General features: G+C 71.7%; 23 protein-coding genes. 10 read left to right on the top strand and 13 right to left on the bottom strand.

Annotated elements, in window-relative coordinates:
- Positions 1-51: 51 nt before the first annotated feature.
- From dapD to holA, 7 genes are all read left to right on the top strand, one after another.
- Positions 52-897: a 2,3,4,5-tetrahydropyridine-2,6-dicarboxylate N-succinyltransferase gene (gene dapD / locus MFF58_RS15285; protein ID WP_238289521.1), complete on the top strand. Its 846-nt coding sequence runs from the start codon at positions 52-54 to the stop codon at positions 895-897.
- A gap of 23 nt (positions 898-920) precedes the next feature.
- A complete protein-coding gene (locus MFF58_RS15280; RefSeq protein ID WP_238289422.1) occupies positions 921-1,769 on the top strand; it encodes an alpha/beta fold hydrolase in 849 nt (282 codons plus the stop codon).
- Positions 1,770-2,086: 317 nt separating this feature from the next.
- Positions 2,087-2,965, top strand: a complete 879-nt coding sequence (locus tag MFF58_RS15275; RefSeq protein ID WP_238289420.1) for an acid phosphatase — start codon at positions 2,087-2,089, stop codon at positions 2,963-2,965.
- A 378-nt stretch (positions 2,966-3,343) separates the two neighbouring features.
- Positions 3,344-5,584, top strand: a complete 2,241-nt coding sequence (locus MFF58_RS15270) for a TonB-dependent siderophore receptor (RefSeq protein WP_238289418.1) — start codon at positions 3,344-3,346, stop codon at positions 5,582-5,584.
- A 108-nt stretch (positions 5,585-5,692) separates the two neighbouring features.
- Positions 5,693-6,649 (top strand): AEC family transporter, encoded by a 957-nt coding sequence (locus tag MFF58_RS15265; protein ID WP_238289415.1) that lies wholly within the window; start codon positions 5,693-5,695, stop codon positions 6,647-6,649.
- Between the two features lie 164 nt (positions 6,650-6,813).
- Positions 6,814-7,359, top strand: a complete 546-nt coding sequence (locus MFF58_RS15260; RefSeq protein WP_238289413.1) for an LPS assembly lipoprotein LptE — start codon at positions 6,814-6,816, stop codon at positions 7,357-7,359.
- Between the two features lie 83 nt (positions 7,360-7,442).
- Positions 7,443-8,474, top strand: coding sequence for a DNA polymerase III subunit delta (gene holA / locus MFF58_RS15255; RefSeq protein ID WP_238289411.1), 1,032 nt, complete (start codon positions 7,443-7,445; stop codon positions 8,472-8,474).
- A 227-nt stretch (positions 8,475-8,701) separates the two neighbouring features.
- On the opposite strand, the gene MFF58_RS15250 is transcribed toward holA, so the two are convergent.
- The 4 genes from MFF58_RS15250 to mnmG form a co-directional block, all read right to left on the bottom strand.
- Positions 8,702-9,595 (bottom strand): ParB/RepB/Spo0J family partition protein, encoded by an 894-nt coding sequence (locus MFF58_RS15250; RefSeq protein WP_238289518.1) that lies wholly within the window; start codon positions 9,593-9,595, stop codon positions 8,702-8,704.
- A gap of 158 nt (positions 9,596-9,753) precedes the next feature.
- Positions 9,754-10,611 (bottom strand): ParA family protein, encoded by an 858-nt coding sequence (locus MFF58_RS15245; protein ID WP_279603007.1) that lies wholly within the window; start codon positions 10,609-10,611, stop codon positions 9,754-9,756.
- The gene (gene rsmG / locus MFF58_RS15240) at positions 10,608-11,243 is read right to left on the bottom strand and encodes a 16S rRNA (guanine(527)-N(7))-methyltransferase RsmG (protein WP_238289408.1); all 636 of its coding nucleotides are present in this window, start codon (positions 11,241-11,243) and stop codon (positions 10,608-10,610) included. The genes MFF58_RS15245 and rsmG overlap by 4 nt, the downstream gene beginning before the upstream one ends.
- Entirely contained in the window at positions 11,240-13,147 is a 1,908-nt protein-coding gene (gene mnmG, locus MFF58_RS15235) for a tRNA uridine-5-carboxymethylaminomethyl(34) synthesis enzyme MnmG (RefSeq protein ID WP_238289406.1), read from the bottom strand. The genes rsmG and mnmG overlap by 4 nt, the downstream gene beginning before the upstream one ends.
- 471 nt (positions 13,148-13,618) lie before the next feature.
- Between mnmG and MFF58_RS15230 the strand changes: the two genes are divergently transcribed.
- A complete protein-coding gene (locus MFF58_RS15230) occupies positions 13,619-13,768 on the top strand; it encodes a hypothetical protein (RefSeq protein WP_238289404.1) in 150 nt (49 codons plus the stop codon).
- A 21-nt stretch (positions 13,769-13,789) separates the two neighbouring features.
- Here the strand turns inward: MFF58_RS15230 and MFF58_RS15225 are convergent, their stop codons facing one another.
- Both MFF58_RS15225 and MFF58_RS15220 read right to left on the bottom strand, forming a co-directional pair.
- Positions 13,790-14,011, bottom strand: coding sequence for a heavy-metal-associated domain-containing protein (locus MFF58_RS15225; protein ID WP_238289402.1), 222 nt, complete (start codon positions 14,009-14,011; stop codon positions 13,790-13,792).
- 61 nt (positions 14,012-14,072) lie between these two features.
- Positions 14,073-14,945, bottom strand: a complete 873-nt coding sequence (locus tag MFF58_RS15220; RefSeq protein ID WP_279603006.1) for a MipA/OmpV family protein — start codon at positions 14,943-14,945, stop codon at positions 14,073-14,075.
- A gap of 287 nt (positions 14,946-15,232) precedes the next feature.
- On the opposite strand from MFF58_RS15220, the gene MFF58_RS15215 reads away from it, so the two are divergent.
- The gene (locus MFF58_RS15215; protein WP_238289516.1) at positions 15,233-16,681 is read left to right on the top strand and encodes an EAL domain-containing protein; all 1,449 of its coding nucleotides are present in this window, start codon (positions 15,233-15,235) and stop codon (positions 16,679-16,681) included.
- Positions 16,682-16,837: 156 nt separating this feature from the next.
- On the opposite strand, the gene MFF58_RS32580 is transcribed toward MFF58_RS15215, so the two are convergent.
- The 6 genes from MFF58_RS32580 to bla form a co-directional block, all read right to left on the bottom strand.
- Positions 16,838-17,113: an aminoglycoside phosphotransferase family protein gene (locus tag MFF58_RS32580; RefSeq protein WP_353959806.1), complete on the bottom strand. Its 276-nt coding sequence runs from the start codon at positions 17,111-17,113 to the stop codon at positions 16,838-16,840.
- Positions 17,114-17,276: 163 nt separating this feature from the next.
- Positions 17,277-18,581, bottom strand: coding sequence for an OprO/OprP family phosphate-selective porin (locus tag MFF58_RS15210; protein WP_238289398.1), 1,305 nt, complete (start codon positions 18,579-18,581; stop codon positions 17,277-17,279).
- 255 nt (positions 18,582-18,836) lie between these two features.
- Complete coding sequence (panC, locus tag MFF58_RS15205; protein ID WP_238289396.1) at positions 18,837-19,685, bottom strand: pantoate--beta-alanine ligase; 849 nt, start codon at positions 19,683-19,685, stop codon at positions 18,837-18,839.
- Positions 19,686-19,772: 87 nt separating this feature from the next.
- Positions 19,773-20,105 carry a hypothetical protein gene (locus MFF58_RS15200; protein WP_238289394.1) on the bottom strand — a complete coding sequence of 111 codons (333 nt, stop codon included), beginning with the start codon at positions 20,103-20,105 and terminating at the stop codon, positions 19,773-19,775.
- Between the two features lie 89 nt (positions 20,106-20,194).
- Positions 20,195-20,683: an aminoacyl-tRNA deacylase gene (locus MFF58_RS15195; RefSeq protein WP_238289392.1), complete on the bottom strand. Its 489-nt coding sequence runs from the start codon at positions 20,681-20,683 to the stop codon at positions 20,195-20,197.
- A gap of 25 nt (positions 20,684-20,708) precedes the next feature.
- Positions 20,709-21,590 (bottom strand): class A beta-lactamase, encoded by an 882-nt coding sequence (gene bla / locus MFF58_RS15190; RefSeq protein WP_238289390.1) that lies wholly within the window; start codon positions 21,588-21,590, stop codon positions 20,709-20,711.
- 153 nt (positions 21,591-21,743) lie between these two features.
- Between bla and mnmE the strand changes: the two genes are divergently transcribed.
- Positions 21,744-23,069, top strand: a complete 1,326-nt coding sequence (gene mnmE, locus MFF58_RS15185; protein WP_238289388.1) for a tRNA uridine-5-carboxymethylaminomethyl(34) synthesis GTPase MnmE — start codon at positions 21,744-21,746, stop codon at positions 23,067-23,069.
- Between the two features lie 5 nt (positions 23,070-23,074).
- Here the strand turns inward: mnmE and MFF58_RS15180 are convergent, their stop codons facing one another.
- A complete protein-coding gene (locus MFF58_RS15180; protein ID WP_238289387.1) occupies positions 23,075-23,554 on the bottom strand; it encodes a hypothetical protein in 480 nt (159 codons plus the stop codon).
- Between the last annotated feature and the right edge of the window lie 24 nt (positions 23,555-23,578).

Here is a 23,578-nt window from a genome sequence, read left to right as displayed (position 1 = left end):
GCACGGGCTCCCGCCGCAAGAGTTCTGACCCGTTCCATGTCCCAGGCCGGCCTGCCCCATTCCGATCTCGCCCAGACCATCGAAGCCGCCTGGGAAGACCGCGCCAACATCTCGACCGCCACCCAGGGGGCGGTGCGCGAGGCGGTCGAGGCGGCACTGGAGCTGCTCGATTCGGGCAAGGCCCGCGTCGCCGAGAAGTCCGGCAACCACGACTGGGTGGTGAACCAGTGGCTGAAGAAGGCGGTGCTGCTCTCCTTCCGACTCAACGACATGGCGGCGATCGAGGGCGGCCCCGGCGGGGCACCCTGGTGGGACAAGGTCGCCTCCAAGTTCGCCGGCTGGGGCGAGGCCGAGTTCCGGGCCGCGGGCCTGCGCGCGGTGCCGGGCTGCTTCGTCCGCCGCGGCTCCTACATCGCCCCCGGCGCCGTGCTGATGCCGAGCTTCGTCAACCTCGGCGCCCATGTCGGCGAGGGCACCATGGTGGACACCTGGGTGACGATCGGCTCCTGCGCGCAGGTGGGAAAAAACTGCCACATCTCGGGCGGCGCCGGCATCGCGGGGGTGCTGGAGCCCCTCCAGGCCAACCCGGTGATCATCGAGGACGATTGCTTCATCGGCGCCCGCGCCGAGGTGGCGGAGGGCGTCATCGTCGGCCAGGGCAGCGTCCTGTCCATGGGCGTCTACATCGGCGCCTCCACCAAGATCGTCGATCGCACCACCGGCGAGGTCATGTACGGCCGGGTGCCGCCCTACTCGGTGGTCGTCTCGGGCACGATGCCCGGCAAGGCGCTGCCGGACGGCTCGCCGGGCCCGGGCCTGTACTGCGCGGTGATCGTCAAGCGCGTCGATGCCGGCACCCGGTCGAAGACCGCCATCAACGAGCTGCTCCGCACCTGATCCTGGGACTTGGCGGGGGACCGATGGAGACGCGGGTGCTCAACCTGACGGTGGCGGGCCGGTCCGTGCCGACCCCCTGCGACGTGTTCGGGGAGGGGCCGGAGGCGCTGCTGCTTCCGGCCCTCTCGACCATCTCGGCGCGCGCCGAGATGCGCAGCCTCGCGGAGGCGCTGGGATCCGAATACCGGTGCCGCATTCCCGACTGGCCGGGCTTCGGCGCCCATCCCCGGACGCGGGTGCCGCTGGAACCGGCGACGTTCCACGGCTTCCTGGACGCGCTCCTCGCCGCCGGCCCCTACGCCCTCGGTGTCGCGGCCGGCCATGCCGCCGGCTACCTCGTGGCGGCGGCCAGGCGCCACCCGCAGGCCTTCGCGCAGCTGGTCCTGGTGGCGCCGACCTGGCGGGGGCCGCTGCCCACCGCGATGCCGGGGCGGGCCCACTGGTTCCCGCGCATCCGCCGGGCCGTGGAGGCGCCGATCCTCGGGGAGGCCCTCTACCGGATCAACATCAGCCCGCCGATCATCGGCCGGATGATGCGCGCCCACGTCTACGCCGACCCCGCGGGGGTGACCCCGGCCCTGGTCCGGGACAAGCACGCGATCACCCGCCAGCGCAACGGCCGGTTCGGCACCGCCGCCTTCGTCACCGGCGGGCTCGATCCGGTGGGCAGCCGGGAGGCGTTCCTCGACCTGTTCGCCGGCGGGTTGCCGCCGATCCTGGTCCTGCGGCCTGAGGGAGCGCCCCGGCGCTCGGGGACCGAGATGGATGCCCTCGTCGGCAGCGGCCGGGTGACGGGCGTGTCGGTCCCCGGCGCCCTCAGCCCGCACGAGGAGCATCCCGGTGCGGTCGCGGCGGCGATCCGCGCGGCCTGAGGGGAGTCGTCCGGAACACCGCCCGTCTGACGCAGGGCAGAGGGTGCCGCAGGGTTATCGTGGGGCACGAACAGGGCAGTCGGGTCCCGGCGTCCGGCAGCCCCGGACGGGGTTCGGCGGACCCGAGTCCGGGCGAGAGGCTTCCCGGCCCTGCCAATCGCGCCGCGGGGTTCGCGCGGAGCCGGGCTCCTGGCGACCGTCGCCGCCGCACCCTGGACAGGAGGTTTCGCCTGTGCAGGGACTGAGCGGGCCGGCCGAGCCGTTCGTCAGTCAGCGGGATCGACCCGCAGGTTTCATCCGAGAGAGTCCCGGATCCGATGCTGCGCACCCCATCCCGCCTCGCTTCGACCGTCCTCACCCTCCTCCTGGCCGCACCGGTCGCGGCCCACGCCGAGGACATGCCCCACCCTGCCCCGCCGGCCGCGCCCTCGGCGCCGTCCCTGGGCACCGACACGCTCAAGCCCGGCAAGCCGGCCGTGAAGCCCTATCTGGCCGAGACGGCGACACCCGATGCCGTGCAGATCCTGCCGTCGCCGCCGGCCCATGATGCGCCCCTCGACAAGGCCGACCGGGCGGCCTTCGCCAGTACCCGGGTCCTCAGGGGCACCCCGCGGTGGGAGATCGCCGCCAACGACGTGGCGGAGGGTGCGTCCGCGGTGCTGGAGAATTTCGCCTGCGTGCTCGGCACGCGGATCGACCAGGCTCGGGTTCCCGCGGTGATCCATCTCCTGGAGCGGACCCGCCTCGACCTCGCCCGGGCGACGCGGGGACCGAAGGTCCATTACCGCCGCCTGCGCCCCTTCGTGGGCAACGAGGCGCCGATCTGCGTGCAGCGGAGCCAGGCTCTGGCCGACAGCTTCAGCTATCCGTCGGGCCATGCGACGCAGGGCTGGGCCTACGCGCTGATCCTGGCGGCCCTGGTCCCCGAGAAGGCGACCCCGATCCTGGTGCGCGGCCGCGCCTACGGCGAGAGCCGGATCGTGTGCGGCGTGCACTGGCTCAGCGACGTGGTGGCGGGGCGCCTCACGGGCACGTCGGTCTTCGCCGCCTTGATGGGCGATCCGACCTTCCGCGCCGATCTGGAGAAGGCCCGCGGCGAGCTCCGAGCCGCCCTGGCGGGCGCCGGAACGGCCCCCGATCAGGCAGCCTGCACGCGGGAGGCGGATGCCCTCCGGGAGCCGCCGCTGGAGTTCTGAGGCGGGTTTCGCGGACGAGGCAGCGATGTCTCCGTCGAGAACCTGCGGCCCATCGGATCCGAGCCGGTGATGCGTCGGCCTGCCCATCGTGCCGGCAGCGACCTCGGCTCCGCGCGGGTACGGCCTCCACGTCATCCCGGGTCCGCCGACGCCTCGAAAGCGTCCACCCGCGGTGCGCCTGAATCCCGGGCTGGCCTGCGGTGCCTTGGCCTGACGGGACAGGTTTTCAACCCTGTCGAGAGCGGATCTCTCTCGAACCGTTCCAGATTTTAAGTCTTCTAAGTGTGTGATTTACAACACGTTTTCGACTTGCTCGACACGCCGCGATTGGTGGACCTTGGATGATGCGCCGCGTCAGGGCGCGTTTCGGGGTCTCCGATGTCCACCTGTTCCGCCCCCTTCGGGCTGCTCCTCGCCACCACCGCCCTCACGACGGCCGCCCTCGTGGGCACCGCCGCCGCCCAGGGTGCGGCCGTGCAGCTCAACGAGATCTCCGTGGAGGCGGCCCGTCCGGGCGCCGCGCCCGTCGCGGGTGCAGGATTCGGGGGTGTCAACGTGAGCGGCGGCGACGGCGGCAGCGCGGCGACCAGCGGCGGCGGGGGGCCTTCGGGCGTGACCGGCTACGTGGCGCGGGTGAGCCCCACCGCCACCAAGACCAACACGCCGCTGATCGAGACCCCGCAATCGGTCTCCGTCGTCACCCGCGAGCAGCTCAACGACCGCAACGTGCAGAGCCTCAACGAGGCGGTGGCGTACACGCCGGGCGTCTCCAGCAACGTGTTCGGCTTCGATCCGCGCGCCGATGCGTTCTACATCCGCGGCTTCGCCGAGACCTACGACGGCATCTTCCGCGACGGCCTGCGCCAGACCGGCGTCGGCTTCGCGGTGCCCCGGATCGAGCCCTACGGCACAGAGGCGCTCACCATCCTGCGCGGGCCGGCCTCGGGGCTCTACGGCCTGGGCTCGCCCGGCGGCATCGTCGACGTGACCAGCAAGCGTCCGGTCTTCGCCCCGTTCGGCGAGCTTTGGTTCCAGGGCGGCAGCTTCGACCGCTACCAGGGGAACTTCGACATCGGCGGCCCGGTGGAAGGATCGGACGGCACGATGGCCTTCCGACTCACCGGCGTCGCCCGCCACTCCAACGCGTTCCTGCCCGGCCCCGGCGTCCGGGACGACCGGTTCACCATCGCGCCGGCCTTCACGTGGCGCCCCTCGGCCGACACGACCTTCACGCTGCTGACCGAGTTCCAGGAATCGAACGTCCCGGGCAACGCGGCCTTCTACAACCTCCCGGGTTTCCGCGTGTCGCGAATCTACTCGGGCGACGGCGCGCTCAACACCTACCGGACCGACCAGCACCGGATCGGCTACGCCTTCGAGCACGTGTTCACGCCGGACCTGATCGTCCGGCAGAACTTCCGCTATTCCCGCGTCGAGGCCAACTTCTCGTACACGCAGGTCGATTCGGTGACCGGCCTCAGCGCGCAACGCTCCACCGGCCTGTTCAACCAATCCTTCGCCGCCGTCGCGGTGGACACGCAGCTTGAGGGCCACGTCCGGACCGGGCCGGTGGCCCACATGCTGCTCGCGGGCGTCGACTACTACCACTATGATTTCGCGAGCCGCGCCGGGTTCGGCGTGGCGCCCGACCTCAACCTGCTGACCTTGAACTACGGCCGTCAGCCGATCACCCGCCCGAGCATCGACCGCTCGTCGCGTCAGGCGCAGGATCAGGTCGGCGTCTACGTGCAGGAACAAGCCAGGTGGGGGCGGTTCGTCCTCACGCTGACCGGGCGGGAGGACTGGGTCGCCTCCGACACGGCGAGCGTCACCCGGGGCGTCGTCGCGGGCCCGCAGGGGCAGAACGACAGCGCCTTCACGTACCGCGCCGGCCTGAACTACGAGCTCGCGCCCGGCCTCGTGCCGTATGCCAGCTACGCCACGACCTTCACCCCGCAGGTCGGCGTCAGCACCGTCACCGGTCGCCCCTACCGGCCCGCCACCGGCGATCAGATCGAGGCGGGGGTGAAATACCTGATCCCGGGCACGAACATCAGCGCGGCCATCGCGGGCTTCGACATCAACCAGACGCGCATCCTGCGCCAGGATCCGACGAACTTTGCCAACCAAGTAGCCACCGGCGCGGTCAATTCGCGGGGCTTCGAGATGGAGGCGACCGCGAATTTCGCCCCCGGCACCAACCTGACGGTCGCCTACACGCACCTCGACTTCCGCTTCGTCCGGCAGACATCCGCGGTCACAGGCGCGGCGATCGACGGGAACCGGCTCTCGGGCATCCCGGGGGACACGTTCGCGTCCTTCCTGACCTACCTGTTCCCGCCCTCCTCCCCGTTGCGCGGCCTGACCCTCGGCGGCGGCATCCGGTTCAACACCAACAGCTTCGCCGACGACGACAACACGGTGCGCAACCCGACCGTGACGCTGTTCGACGCGTTGGTCGCCTACGACTTCGCCGCCCTCGACCCGAAGTACAAAGGCTTCCGGGCTCAGATCAACGCGTTCAACATCTTCGATCGCGACTACTACAACTGCCAAGCGGGCTTCTGCTACCGCGGTGCCCCGGCGACCGTGATCGGCAGCCTGATCTATCGCTGGTAAGCCTGTCCAGCGTCGGCAGCCAGCATGGCAGGCTCCAACCCGCGACACTGGCGGTGGCGGCGGACCTTGCCGTAAGGCCGGAGCGTCGCCGCCCGCTCCGGACCCGCCATGCTCTCGACCCTCCTGGTCGTGCTGCCGATCTTCGCGCTGATCTTCGCCGGCTGGCTGGTCCGGCGGATCGGCGTGCTCGGCGCCGCCGCCACCACCGAGCTCAACCGCTTCGTGGTCTTCCTGGCGCTGCCGGCGCTCCTGTTCGACGTCACCGCCCACGCCCATTGGAGCGCCATCTGGAAGCCCGGCTTCATCGGCGCCTTCGGTCTCAGCAGCCTCGCGGTCTTCGCCCTCACCGTGGTGATCCGTCGGGGGGAGGGGCAGCCTTTGGCGGATGCCGCCGTGGACGGGCTCAATGCCGGCTACGCGAATTGCGGCTTCATGGGTTTCCCGCTGGCGCTCGTCGCCTTCGGGCCGGAGGCCCTGGCACCCACGACGGTGGCGGCGATCCTCACGGTCTGCGGCGTGTTCGCGGTGGCGATCGTGCTGATCGAGACCGGGCTCCGGAGGGAAGCGGCGGCGACGGGTCAGGGCGGTTCGCGCATCCCCGTCTGGCACGCGGTCGGCCGCTCGCTCCTGCGCAATCCGCTCTTGGTGGCACCGGCTCTGGGCGCCCTGGTGCCGGGCGCGGGACTGGCGCTCCCGGCCACCGTAGAGACGTTCCTGAAGCTCCTCGGCGGCGCGGCCGCGCCCTGCGCCCTCGTGGCGCTCGGCCTGTTCCTGGCCCAGAAGCGCCGCCCCCGGAGCGGGCAGGGGCGGATTGCGGCCCTGCTGGTCGGGCTGAAGCTCGCCCTCCACCCCCTGCTCGCCTACGGGCTCGGCCGCTACCTGTTCGACCTGCCGCCGCTCCTGCTGCACACGGCCGTGCTCATGGCCGCCCTCCCCACGGGAACCGGACCGTTCATGCTGGCGGAGTTCTACCGGCGCGAGGCCGACCTGACCGCCACGGTGGTGCTGGTCTCCACCGTTCTGGCGGTCGCCACCGTCTCGGCCTACCTCGCGGCGATCGCCTGAAGGCCTCCCCGCCGGCACGGTGACGGGTCGGAAACGAGACGACCACGCTCCTGCCGCAGAGGGCGCGCAACAGGGAATCGTAAGACTTGATCCGTAGCGTCGTGGCGCGGCACGCCGTGTCCGCGCTAGAACGATCCGGCGAAGCGGGGCGGAACGACGGCGTGATGGTGGGTTCGGGAGTTTCGATCGTGGGGCGGGTCACCCGCCTCGCCTGCGCGGCCGGCTTGAGCCTGAGCCTCTCAGCCTGTTTCCGCCCCCTCTACGGGCCGACCGCCTCCGGCGAATCCGTCCCGGCGCTGCTCGCCGCTGTTCAGGTGGACGAGGTCGCCATGGCCCAGGGCCAGGAGCGGCTCGGGCACTATCTGCGCAGCGAGCTCGTCTTCGACCTCGACGGTTCGGGCCAGCCCTCGGCCAAGCGCTACCGGCTGAAGCTCTCCGGCTCCGAGATCGTGCAGACCCCGATCGTCTCGTCGACCACCGGCCGCGCCGAGGCCGGCACGCTGGTGGCCAACATCAAGTACAGCCTCGAGGACATGACCGGCGCCAAGGTCTATACCGAGGGCGTCGCCACTTCGACGGCGACCTACGACCGCTCGGTCCAGCGCTTCGCCAGCCAGCGGGCGGCCCGGGACGCCGAGATCCGGCTGGCCAGCGTGCTCTCCGACCAGATCAAGAGCCGCCTCGCCGCCGTGCTCTCGACGAAGCCGTAGGGCATGATGCGCGCGCGTGGCCACCGGTCTTCCGGGATCGTCCTGCGGCCCCGAGGGGCGCGGGCAGCCGGCCCGAGCCGGACGTGACCGCGGTCAAGGCCGGCGAGATCGAGGGCCTGATCCGGCGCGGCCCCGACCCCCGCATTCCCGTCCTCCTCGTCTACGGGCCGGATACCGGCCTGGTGACCGAGCGCGCCCGCAAGCTCGCCGAGGATTTCGTCACCGACCCGGCGGATCCCTTCGCGCTGGTGCGGATCGACGGCGACGCCCTCGCCTCCGATCCGGGGCGGCTCTGCGACGAGGCCGGCACGATGGGCCTGTTCGGCGGCCGGCGGTCGATCTGGGTCCGGCCCGGCACCCGCAACTACGCGCCCGCCGTGGAGGCGGTGCTGGGCGCCGCAATCGCGGACGCCCGCATCGTCGTGGAGGCCGGTGACCTCGCCAAGAACAACCCGCTGCGCGTCCTGTGCGAGCGCTCGCCCCGGGCGCTGGCGTTTCCCTGCTACGCCGATGACGAGCGCACGCTCTCGGACCTGATCGAGCGCACGCTCCAGGAGCGTGGCCTGCGCATCGACCGCGCCGCCCGGGAGGTTCTCACCCGCAGCCTGGGCGGAGACCGCCGGGCGAGCTTGATGGAGATCGAGAAGCTCGCCCTCTACGCGGCCGGGGAGGGCACCGTCACCCTCGACCACGTTGAGGCGGTGACCAGCGACGTCGCGGCCAGCGTGCTCAACACCCTGATCGACGCCGCCTTCGACGGGCGGCGCGACGCGGTGGATCGCGACTACCGGCGGTTCCGGCACGAGGGTCTGGATCCGGGCGTCGTGCTGGGCTCAGCCCTGCGTCACGCCCTCACGTTGCTGACGACCCGCCTCGACAATCCCGACAAGACGCCGGCCATGATGGTGGCCACGTGGCGTGGCCTCCATTTCAAGCGCAGGGCCAGCATCGAGGGGCAGCTCGGCACCTGGGCACCCGGTACCCTGCGGCAAGCCGTCGTGGCCCTCCAGGCGGCGATCCTGGCCTGCCGCCGGGCCGAGCCCGCACTGGCCCACGCGCAGGCCTCCGCGGCCCTGCTGCGGGTTGCCGATGCGGGCGCGCGGCGGCGGCGGTAGCGCAGAACGGGGGCAGGGGTTCTCCCGGGTGCAGCGGTCGGCGGCTTCCGCACGGCCGTCGTCGCGAGCGGAAGGATCCGGCACCGCCCTACGCGGGTGGGCGCCGTGCCGTCCCAGGCCGCTGCGCTGCGCCAACGATGACGGAGCCGGGTATCTCGGCCGGAGCCTCAGACGGTCGCCGCGGCGCGGAGCGTTCGTCGATGCGGCCCGGCCACGGACGGCCCGGCTCAGCCGTCCGACACCCGGAAGCGGTTGAGGAGCCCCTGCAGCTCGTCCTGGGACTCGTAGCGGATGCGGATCTCGCCCGAATCCCCATCCTTCGGCCGGTAGGATACCGGGACGCCCAGCGCCCGATGGATTCGCAGCTCCAGGTCGCGCACCGGTGCGGACCGCTCCGCGGAGAGGCGAGGGCGGCCGGCGCGCGGGGTCTCGGCCGGCTCGGCCTCGGCGGACGCGAGGGCCTCCACCTCCCGGACCGACAGGCCCTCCGCCACGACGCGGCGGGCCAGCGCTTCCGGATCCCGCACGGGCAGGAGCGCCCGGGCATGACCGGCGGTGAGCTCGCCCGCGGAGACCCGGTCCTGCACGGAGGGCGGCAGGTTGAGCAGGCGCAGGGTGTTAGCGAGGTGACTGCGGCTCTTGCCGAGGATCTCAGCCAACTCTTTCTGCGTGTAGGAGAAATCCTGCATCAGGCGCTCGTAGCCGGAGGCCTCCTCGATCGGGTTGAGGTCGCTGCGCTGGACATTCTCCAGGATGGCGAATTCGAGCGAGGCGCGATCGTCGATCTCGACGACGACCACCGGCACCTCCTCGAGTTCGGCGCGCTGGGCCGCCCGCCAGCGCCGCTCGCCCGCAACGATCTCGTAGGTGCCGGGCACCTCGGGGATCGGCCGCACCACGATCGGCTGGATGATGCCGCGCTGGTTGATCGAGACCGCGAGTTCGGCCAGTTCGGCGTCGCCGAAGCTGCGACGCGGGTTGCGCGGATTGGGGCGCAGGAACTCAACCGGCACCTTGCGCTGCCCCTCCGCCTTCGGCGGGGTCTGTCCGGTATCGCCGAAATCACCGATCAGCGCCGCGAGTCCGCGCCCCAGTCGAGGTCTTGCCCCCTCCTCCGCCATGATCGCCACCCGTGTCACGCTCCACACTCGCCCCGACTTCGCCGCGGGGCTCACCGGACCCGGCGCACACACCCGTCGAGTGGGCGGCCGTCTCCGCATCGTCGTCAGACGCGCCCCGGCACCGGACCGATCGTCCCGGCCGCGGAGGCGCAGGGCCGTCAGGCCGCCGCGGGCACCCGGCCCTCGCGCTGGATCACCTCCGAGGCGAGGCGCAGATAGGCCTGGCTGCCGGCACATTTCAGGTCGTAGAGCAGCGCCGGCTTGCCGTGCGAGGGAGCCTCCGAGATGCGCACGTTGCGCGGAATCACCGTCTCGTAGACTTTGTCGCCCATGAAGCCGCGCACGTCCGCCACCACCTGAGCGGACAGGTTGTTGCGCGGATCGAACATCGTCAGCACGATGCCCTGGATCGTCAGCTTCGGGTTCAGGGCGCCGCGGACCTGCTCGACGGTCCGCAGCAGCTGGCTGAGACCCTCCAGGGCGAAGAACTCGCATTGCAGGGGGACCAGCACCGCGTCCGCGGCGGCCAGCGCGTTGATGGTCAGCAGGTTGAGCGAAGGCGGGCAATCGATCAGCACGTAGCTGATCCGGCTGAGGCTCGGGGCCTGGGACAGGCTCTTCAGCATGCCGCGCAACCGGTGCGCCCGGTCGGGCAGGGTGGCCAATTCCAGCTCGAGACCGAGGAGGTCCATGGTCGAGGGCGCGATCGACAGGCGCGGAACGGCCGTGGGGACGATGGCCTGTGCCAGGGAAGCCTCGCCGGCCATCACCTCGTAGGTCGAGACCCGGCGCTTGGCGCGGTCGATCCCCAGCCCGGTGGAGGCATTGCCCTGCGGATCGAGGTCGATCACCAGCACGTCTTCGCCGATTGCCGCCAGGGCGGTGCCGAGGTTGATGGCCGTCGTGGTCTTGCCGACGCCGCCCTTCTGGTTGGCGAGCGCCAGCACACGGAGGGGGCGTCGCATGGATGAATCCATGGACCGGTCGGCGGACTCGCCGAGGATCGCTTCGCTCATCGGTGGCTCGGGGCGGCGAGGGCAGTGACGCGCACGATCCGGGCATCGGAATCAGTGCGGCTCGGCATGAGGTCGTTAACGACTGTCCACTGCGCGGCGGCCCGGGTCAATTCAGCTTGTACGTCCCGGCCCTTCGGAAACAGACCGGTGGTGCCCGTTTTCAACAGAGGCTCCGTCCAGGCGAGGAGCTGCGCCATCGGCGCCAGGGCCCGGGCGCAGACGACCTCGACCCCCGCATACTCGCCGACCACCGCCTCTATCCGCGCGTTGCGCACGCGAACCGGAGCCTCGGTCAGGCGAGCCGTCTCGGTGAGGAAGGCGCATTTGCGCGCGTTGCTCTCCACCAGATCGACCCGGATGCCGCGCTCCATCCCGGCGATGGCCAGGATCAGGCCGGGAATGCCGGCCCCAGAGCCGAGGTCGAGCCACGTGCGCGCCTCCGGGGCCAGCTCGAGGAGCTGCAGCGCGTCGTCGACGTGGCGGCTCCAGACCTCGGCCAGCGTCGCCGGGCCGACCAGGTTCTTGATCGGCTGCCAGCGCCGCAGCTCGGCCACGTAGCGGTCGAGCCGCTCGGCTGTTTCACGTGAAACACGAGACGTCGCGAGGACGCGGGCGCGATCCGGATCGGTCATGCCGACAGGCGGCCGGCCGCCGCCCGGGCCGAACCCGTCCGCTCGCCCCGGCGGGCATGGGCGGCCAGGAGCGTCAGCGCGGCCGGCGTGACCCCCTCGATCCGCGCCGCCTGCCCAAGGGTCCCGGGACGCACGGTCTCCAGCTTCGTGCGCATCTCGTTCGAGAGGCCGCTGATCGCCGCATAATCCAGCCCGGCCGGCAGCCGCACCGCCTCATCGCGCCGGAAGGCGGCGATATCGGCATTCTGGCGGTCGAGATACACCGCATAAGTCGCATCCGTCTTGAGACGGTCGGCGACGCGCGCCGGCACGCTCGCGAGATCCGGCCAGACCGCCGCCAGGCTTGTCCACGTGATCTCGGGGTAGGCCAGCAGCTGGAACCCCGTGCGGCGGATGCCGTCGCGGTTCAGGCTCATCCCGTGCACGGCCGCCTGGCTCGGCGTGAGGCTGAGGCTGCCGAGAAGGGACCGGGCCGCGTCGAGGGCCCCCTGCGAGGCGGCGAAATGCGCCGTCCGATGGCGGCCGACGCAGCCGAGGGATATTCCGCGGGGCGTCAACCGGGCATCGGCATTGTCGACCCGCAGCGAGAGCCGGTACTCCGAGCGCGACGTGAACATCCGGTACGGCTCGCTGACCCCATGGGTCACGAGGTCGTCGATCATGACACCGAGATAGGATTCGGCCCGATCGAAACCCACGATGCCGAGGCCGCCGGCGTACCGGGCGGCGTTGAGGCCGGCCACCAGCCCCTGGGCCGCCGCCTCTTCGTAGCCGGTGGTGCCGTTGATCTGTCCAGCGAGGAACAAGCCGGGCAGGCGCTTGACCTGCAGGCCCGTATCGAGTTCCCGCGGATCCACGTAATCGTACTCGATCGCGTAGCCTGGCCGCAGGATCGCGGCCCGCTCTAATCCCGGGATCGCCCGGACGATGTCGTGCTGAACCGGCTCGGGAAGGGCCGTAGAGATCCCGTTCGGGTAGACGGTGGGGTCGTCGAGGCCCTCGGGTTCCAGGAAGATCTGGTGACCCTCGCGGTCGCCGAAGCGCACGACCTTGTCCTCGATGGATGGGCAATAGCGCGGCCCGCGACTGGCGATGCCGCCCGAATACATCGGCGACCGGTGCAGGTTGGCCCGGATCAAGTCGTGGACCGCCCGGGTCGTCCGGGTGATGCCGCAGCGGATCTGAGGAGTGGTAATCCGCTCGGTCAGCGTCGAGAACGGCACCGGTTCCGCATCGGCCTCCTGCATGTCGAGGCCCGCCCAGTCGATGGTCCGCCCGTCGAGGCGCGGGGGCGTACCGGTCTTGAGGCGGCCGAGCCGGAGGCCGAGGCGGTCGAGGGTTTGCGCCAGCCCGATCGCCGGAGCCTCGCCGACCCGGCCGGCCGGGATCTGCCGCTCTCCGATATGGATGAGGCCGCGCAGGAAGGTGCCGGTGGTCAGCACCACGGAACCGCACGCGACGATGCGCCCATCCCCCAGGACGAGGCCGCTGAGGCGTCCGTCGGCATCGAAGGCAAGGTCCTCGCAGGCGCCCGCGATCACCGACAGCCCCCCGGTATCGGCCACCGCCGCCTGCATGGCGGCCGCGTAGAGCTTGCGGTCGGCCTGCGTCCGCGGTCCGCGGACGGCCGGTCCCTTGCGGCGATTGAGCAGGCGGAACTGGATGCCCGCCGCGTCCGCCACCCGGCCCATCAGCCCGTCGAGGGCGTCGACCTCGCGCACGAGGTGCCCCTTGCCGAGGCCACCGATGGCAGGATTGCACGACATCGCGCCGATCGTGGCCGGATCGTGGGTCACCAGGGCGGTGCGCGCTCCGCAGCGCGCTGCCGCCGCAGCCGCTTCGACACCGGCATGGCCGCCGCCTACGACCGCGACATCGAACCGGTCGCGTAATGGAGTGTGCATCGCCTAACGAACCGCCTCTCGCAGGGATCCCGCCGCAGCCTCATGCAGGGGAGGGGACCCGAAGGCCCGATGCCTCGCCGCCGGTCTAAGCGGGCGCGGGCGCGATGGTCAACGCGCGGCACTGCCGCCCGGGGATCGCAGTCCCGCAGGGCTTCACTGCGGCCTGGAATGACGGTGCCTTCCGTCCTTGCCGCGCTCGTCCGCGTCGAGCCCGCGCCCCTCCGGCATGTCGTGAACCGACGCCGGACGGATGGGCGTAATTATGCAGTATTCAATTCCGTCCGAGACGGAATTCTACCCCGATCCCACGCTGTATTGCGATGGATGCGGTGATCGCGCGCCACGTCGCGCTTGTCAGAACAGGGGACCCGTGTAAATCTTCTCCCCGTCGCTATACCGAGCGGATAAAGACGTCCGCCCGGCCCATCGAATGCAGTGTTCGTCCCGCGTCACCGGGTAAGGGAGACTGACATGTCGTCGCTCGCGATCGGCTTGGGCGCCGCCTGCTGCGCGGCCGGCGCCGCCGCGCATTTCCTCGATCGCACCCAGCGCAAGGAGGGCCTGTTCGGGCTCGCCGGTTTCGCCCTGCTCCTGACCGGGATGTTTCTCACCCGTTCCTGAGTCGCCGGCTGGATTCCACGGTCAGCCGGTCATGGCGGTGGTCGTATAGCCGGCCTTCGTCAGCGCTTCGGCAAGGTCGAGAGCCTGCGCGTCGGTGCGGATCGCCACCCGCCCCCCGGTCCTGTCAACCTGAACGTCAGCCTTGGGATCGATGCGTTTCACCGTGCGGGTCACGGCGGCAGCGCAGCCATCGCAGGTCATGCCGTCCACCCGCATCAGCAATTCGGGGCGTGTCGCGTCCATAGGGACCTCCGAGAACCGTGTCGCCGGCATGTCGGCGTGCGATCCGGCTCGCGCAAGCGGCTCAGAACAGGGCCGGCATGCGGAAGGCGTAATCGACGCGGAGTCCGAACTGAAACTGATTCGGGTCGCCGAACGGTCGGCGCACCAGCGGGCTGTCGCCCGAGGCGCCCAGGATGCGGGTGTAGCCCGCATAGGCCGTGTAGGCCCACGTCTCGCTCTGCGTGTAGGTCACGGCGCCGAGGACACCGGCCGAGTAGAAGCTGTCCGGGTCGTACGGGGTAACCCGGCCGTTCAGCGCGGCCTCGGCAGGCGAGACGCCGAAATACTTCCGCGCGAAGCTCGCATCGCCGATGTTGAAGCGCGGCCCCACCGAGAACAGGAACTTCTCGGTTGGGACGAGGTAGTCGGCCGCCAGGGAGCCGACCGTGCCGTGATGGCCGTACACGCCCTGACGGATCTCCGCCCGGGTGCGGATGAAGGACACCGGGTAGAACTCCACGAACAGGCCCGGTTCGACGGCGAAGCGCGCATCGCGGAAGCCGAAGAGATGGCGGCGATCGTCGCCGTAGTACCGCCCCGGTACGAAGCGCGCCGTCGGTCCGAGCCGGAAGGTCTGGTCGTCATACAGGGCCAGGCTGAAGCCGTCGTCCGGGGTCGAGAAGCGGCGCGGCTCACCCACCCGGCGGATGTCGATGGAGGGATAGCCCACGGCCGTGTAATCGCTGGCGCCGGGATAGCGCGGCACGGCCTGGATCGAGCCGCTCAGCGTGACGATCCACGTGGCCGGATCGACCATCGCGAAGGTCGGCGCGGCGCGCGGGAGTTGGGCGTTGAGGTCCGCGGCGCGCGGCGCCGCCGTCCCGCAGACGGCGAGGAGAATTCCGGCACCGCAAGCGGCGCGGCGTCGTGGGCTACGCGGAGGGACTGACGTCATGGCCACGCTTTATGCCGTCATTTCATCCCGCGCGCATGCGCAAGGCGCGCCGCCCGTCTCGGTTCGGTCCGCAATCGGACCGGCCGTGATGATTCCGCAACGTTCCAGCGGGCGTCGGCGTCACACCACCCGGAATTCACAGCCGCCGGCGCATCGGAGCGGCCTCTCAAGCCTTGCCGGGCTGCGCGGGCAGGGCCAATGATCCGAACGATTCGGTTTACGCCCGGTGGGGTTCGCTCGGGATTTCCCCCGGCGACCGGCGCGTGACCCTGGCGGGTGTTCAGACGATGGTCCCGGTCCTCGGCCGGTACGCGGGGCTGTTGACGGTCGGCCTCCTCGGGCTCGTCGTGTTCGGGCCGCTCGCCGTGTTCCTGCCGCTCTGGAGTGCGCTGACGCTCGGCGCCCTGGCGTCCGGCGTCGCCAGCCTCGCCCTCACCCGCATCGCGACCCTGAAGGCGCGCTGCGAGAAGCTGTCCGGCGAGGTGGACCTGCTGTCCCGGCGCCTGCTCAAGGTCGAGACGGCCGCGGCCAATGCTGCGGTCCAGCCGCCGCCCGAGACCGCCGAGGCCGCGTTGCTGGCCCAGATCGAGGAACTCACCGTCGAGTTCGGCCTCCTGAGCGGCATCGTGCGTGACCTGACCACGGTGGTCAGCACCCAGGATGCCGAGATCGCGGATCTCAAGGCCCGGCCCGAGATCCGGCCGGAGAATCCGCCTGCGCCCGCCCCCGCGGCGAGTCCGGAACCCGCGCCACCGCGTCCACGGGTCACCGCCGCGCCGCCGGCAGCCCATCGGGCGCCGCCCGACGCACCGCCGATGGCAGAGACACCGCCCTCCGCCCCGACTACGCCAGCGCGGTCCATCCCGCCGCGGCCATTTCCGCCGCAGCCTGCCCGGGATCCCGGGAGCGAGGCAGAGATCATCCGGGCCTTCGAGGGGGAGGGACTGGAGATCCACCTCCAGCCCGTCGTCACCTTGCCACAGCGCAAGGTGGTGGCCTACGAGGCGCTGGCGCGGTTGCGGATCGGCGGCACGCCGGTTCCGGTCGAGCCCGAGACCTTCCTGCCGGTGCTGGAGCGCTACGGCCGCACCACCGAGCTCGACCGCCGCATGCTGCAGCGCGCGGCCATCGTGGTGCGCCATCTCGCCCGGCGGGGCAGCGAGACCACGCTGACCTACGGCCTCTCACCCCTGTCGCTGTTCGAACCCGGGCTGCTGCGCGAGCTGGCCCGCACGGCGGCGGACGCCCCCCCCCTGGCCGGGGGGCTGGTGCTGGCCCTGCCGCAGGCGAGCTGGCGGGGCCTCGATGCCGGTCAGCGCAGCCTGCTCGCCGCCCTGCGGGACCGGATCGGCTTCAGCCTCGACCGGCCGGACGACCTCCGCTTCGATGCGGCGGAGTTGGCTGCACTCGGTATCGGACAGGTGAAGGTGCCGGCCGACATGCTGCTGCGATCCGGCTCCGGCCGGGGCGGCCTGTCGGACATCGCCGTCGAGGACACGGCGCCGGCCCTGGCGCGGGCCGGGATCCGCTTGGTCGCCATGGATGTCGCCGACGAGGCCGACGTACCCGATCTGATCGACCTCGACGTGCCGTTCGCCCAGGGTGCGGCCTTCGCGACGCCCCGGCCCGTGCGCGCCGAAGTCCTGTCTGCGCCGCCCACCGAAACGCCGACGCCGCCCACGGAGCCGGAACCCGAGCGGCGCCCTTTCCGGTCGGTTCTCCGCCGGGCGGTTTAGAAGCCCAGCCGGGATTGCGTGAGCGGAGGGCTGCGGTCCACCCAGGCCGGCCGTGCGGACGGCGGAAAATCCTTGCCGAAAGCGGTCTTCCGCCGACCGGCAGGCGCCGCCGGCGCCGGATCGGAAGCGGCCGTCCGGAGGGACCGACCGCACCACTCATCGTCCCATCCTCGACGCGCCATGCGGGCGGGCGAGCCGGTACCGGTGGCCTGCTGCAGGAGGCGCGTGGTCGTCCCGGGCGAGGACCCGCGCCGCGCCCTCGCCAGCCCACCCGTCCATCACCGCTCCGCCTCGGCGCTCGTCTGGCCCGCGCGAGAGCTTGAGCATCGGCGGTTCTCCGATCCTCGGGGCGGGACGGAGAGGGACGGCTCGGGTCTTGATCGGCTGTCCGGACCGGATCCAGGCCCCGACACCCGGGCGGTTCTCGAACATGCGGCGCGGATAGCACGGCGACGTCCGCGGACGGGCAGGGGCCAGCGGCGATGTCCGCTTCAGGGATCGGCCAGTCGCGAGCAGACGGCCGCGCCCCCCACGGACACCGCCACGTCCGAGCCGGCCGCGTTCAGCCCCGGGGAGGTCCGGGTTATCGCGACGCCTACCAGTAAATCTGCAGCCGCGTGATGACCGTATCGACCGAGAACGCCGCGGTGCCGAAGGCGTCGGCCTGCGCCTCGCCCGGGCGGACGCGCCCGTTGATGTAGCTGGCGATCAGGCGGAGATTCGGCTCGGGATACCAGCTCAGGCCCACGGTGACGTCCCGCTCCGTTCCGCCCCGGAAGCCCCGGGCGTCGAGTTCGATGGCGCTGTAGCGGGCAGCCAGTTCGAACACGCCGATCCCGCCGCGCGTCACCCGCCGACTCTCCGACACGCGCACGCCCTTGAAGGTCGCGTAGCTGGTGCCGCCGTCGGGCACCAGCGCGTAGCCGCGGTCGTCTCCGTTGAGCACCCAGCCCGCCTCGACATAGCCGCCCTGGAAGCCGAGGACCGGCAACGCGCCGCCGGGCCCCGCGAACCGCTCGACCTCGGCCCGGATGTACTCGGCCTGCAGGAGGAATGGCCCGTTGCGGTAGGCGAACTCGGTCCCGATCCGCGATGCCCGGGCCACATCGGGCAGGTCACCGGTGTCCACGAAGGGCCGCGCGAACAGGAAGGTCTCCGCCGGCGTGGAGAAACCGAAGTCACCGTCGCCCCGGGCGCGTCGACGATGGATCCCCGCAAGCCCGAGATGCAGGGTCTCGCGCTCCTCCAGGATCGGCGCCCAGGTAGCGCGCGCCGCGGCCGCGACCCCGTTACCGGTGATGCCATTGCTGGCCGCATCGCCGAACACGCCGGCCACGGCGGTCCAGGCCCGTCCATGATGGCCGACCGCGAAGCCGAACCGGCGGTCCGGCACGAAGGCGTTGGCGAGGGAGCGCTCGGTGAACAGGGTGTCGTTGTTGCTCTGCAGCCATTCCAGGCTGAACGGCACCTTCATGTTGCCCAGGGTCAGGATGGTGTCGGGCACCCCCTTCCAGGCCACGAACGCGTCGTTGATCGGCAGGATCGGATCGCTGAAATCGTACTGGAAGGCGATCACCCAGTCGCGGCTGACCGTCAGCGTCGGCTCGATCCAGGAGCGGCGCACCGCGATCGTGTCTGGAAAGGCATCGCTCGGTCCGGGTCGGCTGAAGCCCGCGGCCCCGGCATCGATGTGCAGACGGCCGCCGAGCTCGAGCTTCACCGCCTGTTCGGGGAAGGCGAGGGTCAGGCCCTTCGCGTCGTAGCGCAGGCGCTCGCCGTATGGCCCCGCCATCCCCTCGACGGCACCGTCCTCCGCGCGGGCAGGCCCCCCCCAGACGAGGAGGACGGCCAGGATGGCCAGGATGGCCAGGACGGCCGGTGCTGGGCAGAGACCGATCACGCGCCAGCAGAGATCAGGTCGTGCCCGGACCGCCGATACAGGGCGTGGGGTCGGCGCGAAGACACCGGCTGCGTGACCGGTCCACCCCGCGGCCCGGCTGCCAGGAGGCGGGGCGCGCGCCCCCGCGATCGAGGGGGCAGGTCCGGCGGCGAGGCGCCCGTCACGATCCATGGCGTGCCGCCTGGATCCGGACGCGCCGCGCGCGGGGTAGAGGCCGCACCTTCGGGACATCGGGCCGCGTCGTGCCGGGCGGCCTCATACGGAGAGATTGTCGATGAGTCGGGTCCGCCCCAGGAAGGCCGCGGTGAGGACCCGGGCGGGGCCGTCGACCCGCTCGACTGGCGCCAGGGTCCGGGCATCGCAGACCGCGAGGTACTGGACCCGGAAGCCCGCCGCCTCCAGGGCGGCCTTTCCGGCGGCGATCCGCCCGGCCACGGGGGTGCCGTTGCGCGAGGCGGCCGCGATATCGGCCAGCACGGCGTGGAGCTTGGGGGCGACAGCGCGCTCCTCGGGCGCCAGGTAGCGATTGCGGGACGACAGGGCGAGGCCGTCGATCTCCCGCAGGGTCGGAACGCCGCGGATCTCAACCGCGAGGTCGAGGTCGGCCACCGCCTGCTGGATCACCCGCAGCTGCTGAAAATCCTTCTCGCCGAACAGGGCGACGTCCGGCCGAACCTGGTTCAGCAGCTTGGTCACCACCGTGGCCACCCCGGCGAAATGGCCGGGCCGGAACGGACCGCACAACCCCTCCGACAGACCGGCGACTTCGATCCGCGTGGCGAAGCCCGGCGGGTACATGGTGTCCACCTCGGGCGTCCAGGCGGCGTCGGCCCCGGCCTGTGCGAGCAGCGCCAAGTCCGCCGCGAGATCCCGCGGGTAGCGGGAGAAATCCTCGTTGGGCCCGAACTGGGTCGGGTTGACGAAGATGCTGGCAACCGTCCGGCGTCCGATCTGCCGCGCCTCGGCCATCAGGGCGAGATGCCCCTCGTGCAGGGCGCCCATGGTGGGCACCAGCACGACCCGCTCACCGGCCGCCCGCCAGCCGGCCACGCAGTGCCGGAGGGCGGCGAGATCGGTGAAGCGCTGGGGCGTCGAATCGGGCACGGGACTGGCTCCGCAGGGGTCGCTGCCCGTCTAGAGCATGCGGCCGCCTCAAGGGAACAGCGGTCCGGTTCCCTGCGGAGGATCGCCTCAGGGGCAGTAGGGGAGGAGAGATCGCCCGAATGGATCATCGACGCCCAACGGAGGCGTGAAGCCGTAGTAGCTCGGATGGGACAGGCCGTACTCGGACCCCACGTAGCTCGGGTCGTCCGGCGCGTTGGTCGGCACGGGCACCCGCCGGGGCGTGCATCCCACCGCCACCGGGCGGTTCCGGATTGCGAAGACCGGGCGACGGTCGGTTCCGTCGCTGCGCGGAAAGAACCGCGGCGTTGCGGCGAGACCGGGCTCCGCGACGCCGCGCAGATCGAGGTCCGCCGCCGCGCAGGGACCGGCGAGCAGCAGCGCGCAACCGATGGCCGCCATGCCCCGTCCCGTCATCCGATGCCGCCTCACTTCTCCCGTGCGCCGTCACCGTGGGGGACCAGGGTAAACGGGCGCTTACCGGCTGCGGATCATGTCAGCGGGACGACGCGAGCCTGCAGCACGGCGACCAAGTCGGCCTCCCTCAGGCGGATCTGCAGGCCTCGGCCTCCGCCATTGACGTGGATCTCCGTATCCGGCTCACCGAGGGAGCCGGCATCGATCGCCGTGGGAAAGGGCCGCTTCTGTCCGAGCGGGCTGATGCCGCCCACATGGTAGCCCGTCAGCCGCTCGGCATCAGCGGGCTTGAGCATCGCGGCGGCTTTGCCCGAAAAGGCCGCGGCCGCCCGCTTCATCGAGACCTCTCGGTCCGAGGCGACCAGCAGGCAGACCGGACGCCCGTCCACCGCCGCCATCAGGGTCTTCAGCACCCGGCCGGGTGCGACACCCAGAGCCTCGGCGGCCTGGAGGCCGACGCGCTGGGCCTCCGGATCGTAATCGTAGGCGTGAAGGCTGTAGCGGGTGCCGGCCCTGTCCAGGGCCTGCGTCGCGCGGGTGGTCTTCGAAGCTGTCCTGGCCATGGCCTCGTCGAACGGTCGGTCTCAATCAGGCACCGGACGCCCGTGCGGCGATGAGCCGGCCGATCTCGGCATAGGCCGCTTCCCAAACCGCCGCGGGCGCCGTCGTGCCGGTCATGTACACGGCGGCGAGCACGGGTGCACGGCCGGGCGGCCGCAGGATCGCCACGTCGTTGACCGTGCCGTTGTCGCCGCTGCCGGTCTTGTCGCCCACCGGCCAATCCTTCGGCAGGCCGGCGCGGAGCCGCTTGAAGCCGGTCTGGCTTCCCGCCATCCAGCCCTCCAATCGCCCGCGCGAGGCCGGCGCCAGGATTGAGCCGAGCAGGATCCGACCGAGGGTCGACCGCATCGCCGCGGGGGTGGTGGTATCGCGCGGGTCGCCGGGAATCGCGCTGTTGAGGGTCGGCTCCGTGCGGTCGAGCCGGGTGCGGGGATCGTCGATACGCCGCAGCCACGCCGTCAGGCCCTCCGGTCCGCCCAGGCTCGGAAGAAGCAGGTTGACGGCGGTATTGTCGCTCCATTCCAGGGCGGCGGCGCAGAGGTCGGAGACCAACAGCCGCCCCGTCCCGCCACTGGATTCCAGGGCTTTCCGGGTCACCGGCGCGTAGCTGAGGAGATCGCCGGCGCCGTAAGTCACAACCCGGTCGAGGTTCTCGGACCCGGCATCGGCCCGCGCCAGAACCGCGGCCGCCGCCAGGACCTTGAAGGTGCTGCACATCGGGAAGTCCTCGTCGGCCCGGTGGCCGATCAGGAGGCGCTCCGTCGATCCGGCCGCCACACCGAGGCGGCCGCCGAGCCGCCGCTCGATCGCCGCGAGGTCGGGATCGGTGTCGGCGGCGGCCGTCCGGACCGGCAGGACCAGGGGTGCGGCGAGGAGGGCGCGGCAGAGCGCGCGGCGCGTCGTGTGCATGGCGGGCTGCATCCTCGTGCGACGGGTCTGCATCATGCCGGTCCACACCGCGGAACGCCGGCCGCGCCGGATGCTATGGAGCAGCCGGCATGTTTCACGTGAAACGCCTGCCCGGGGCCGAATGAAGGCGGTGTCTGTGCGAAGCTGCGAACCATGACCGAAACCGAAACGCTCTTCGCTCCCGCCAGTGGATTCGGCCGGGCCGCCGTCGCGGTGATCCGGATCAGCGGTCCTGCCGCCCGGGACGTCCTGACCGCCCTGGGTGCCGCGCTTCCGCCGCCCCGGCGCCTGTCGCTCCGAACCCTCCGCGATCCGGTCGACGGCGCCGAACTCGACCGCGCGCTGGTCGCGTGGTTTCCCGGCCCGGAGACGTACAGCGGCGAGGATATGGTCGAGCTGCACCTCCATGGCGGACAGGCGGTCCGGATGGGCGTGCTGACGGCCCTGGCAGGGCTGCCGGGTTGCCGCGCCGCCGGGCCCGGGGCCTTCACCCGTCGGGCGGTCCTGAACGGCCGCCTGGATTTGGCCGAAGCCGAGGCGGTGGCCGACCTGATCGACGCGGAGACCGAGGGCCAGCGCCGTCAGGCCCTGCGCCAGCTCGACGGCGCCCTGAGCCGGCAGGTCGCGGCCTGGCGGATGCAGGCGATCGATGGCCTCGCCGCCGCCGAGGCGGCCCTCGACTTCTCCGACGAGGGCGACGTGGACGAGGCCGGCCTGGATGCGGGGCTGGTCCAACGCGCCACCGCCCTCCGCGACGAGATCGCCGCCGCCTTGCGGGACGGGCGTCGGGGCGAGCGCCTGCGCGACGGTTTCACGGTGGTCCTCGCCGGTGCACCCAATGCCGGCAAGTCGACCCTGCTGAACGCCCTCAGCCGCCGGGAGGTCGCCATCGTCTCGGAGATCCCCGGCACCACCCGGGATGCCATCGAGGTCCGGCTGGACCTGGGCGGCCTCCCCGTGATCCTCGTCGATACGGCGGGGCTGCGCGAGACCGCCGAGCCCGTGGAGGCCGCCGGCATCCGGCGGGCCCGTGCCCGGATCGACGCGGCCGATCTGGTGCTCGTCCTGGTGCCGCCCGGAGAGGATCCCCCCGATCTCGGCCGGTCCGGAACGTCGTACCGCACGGTGCTCACGAAGACCGACTTAATTGCCGGCTCATTACAACCTTTCCCCGAGGCCGCGCTGGCGGTCTCGGCCCGGACGGGCCTCGGCCTCGACGCCCTGCTCGACGCCGTGCAGGCGGCGGCCGAGAGCGGCCTCGGCCAGGGCGACGCACTGATCACCCGCGCGCGTCACCGGGCGGCCCTCGAAGCCTGCGTGGGCCATCTGGACCGCCTGCTCGCGGGCGCGGGCGGCCTGCCGGAACTGGCCGCCGAGGACCTGCGCCTCGCGGTCCGGTCCCTCGGCGAAGTCGCCGGGCATGTCGGCGTCGAGGACGTGCTCGACCGTTTGTTTGCCGGCTTCTGTATTGGGAAGTGACGGGTCTATCGCGGGATCCGGAGGATGCGCGGGCGCCAGATCCCGAGCGCCACGTTGGCGGCCGAGACCGCGAGCAGCACCCACAGCGTGCCGCGCTCGCCCTCCAGAGCGGTCGCGAGGAGGCCGGGATCCGCGAGGCCCGCGAGGGCCCGGGCGCTCTGCTCGGCCTCCCGCCGCATCGGGCCCTGCACGTAGACCAGTCCGCCCTCGAACATCAGGACGCCGGTGGCGAGCTTCACCCAGGCCCAGCCGGCGTTGAGGTAGGCGCGGTTCAGCGCCATGGCCAGCAGGCCCGACAGGAGGGTGAGGGCGAGGGCGGGCAGGAAGATCCAGGTGGCGACGGCCCCCATCGCGCCCCGGATCGCCGCGTAGCCGGGTAGGGCCGTCGGCGGGGGCGCGAGGCCCAGCATGACGACCAGGGCCGCCATCGCGCCCAGCAATCCGGCGGACCCCATCGTGTGGAGGAACTTCAGCAGGCGTCGCACGGCGTCTCGCGCAGGGCCGTTTCG

The sequence above is a fragment of the Methylobacterium longum genome, from assembly GCF_022179385.1.
In the GTDB taxonomy this organism is placed as follows: Bacteria; Pseudomonadota; Alphaproteobacteria; order Rhizobiales; family Beijerinckiaceae; genus Methylobacterium; species Methylobacterium longum.
The sequence above is the reverse complement of the archived record's forward strand: the minus strand, read 5'-3'. Positions and strand labels throughout refer to the sequence as shown.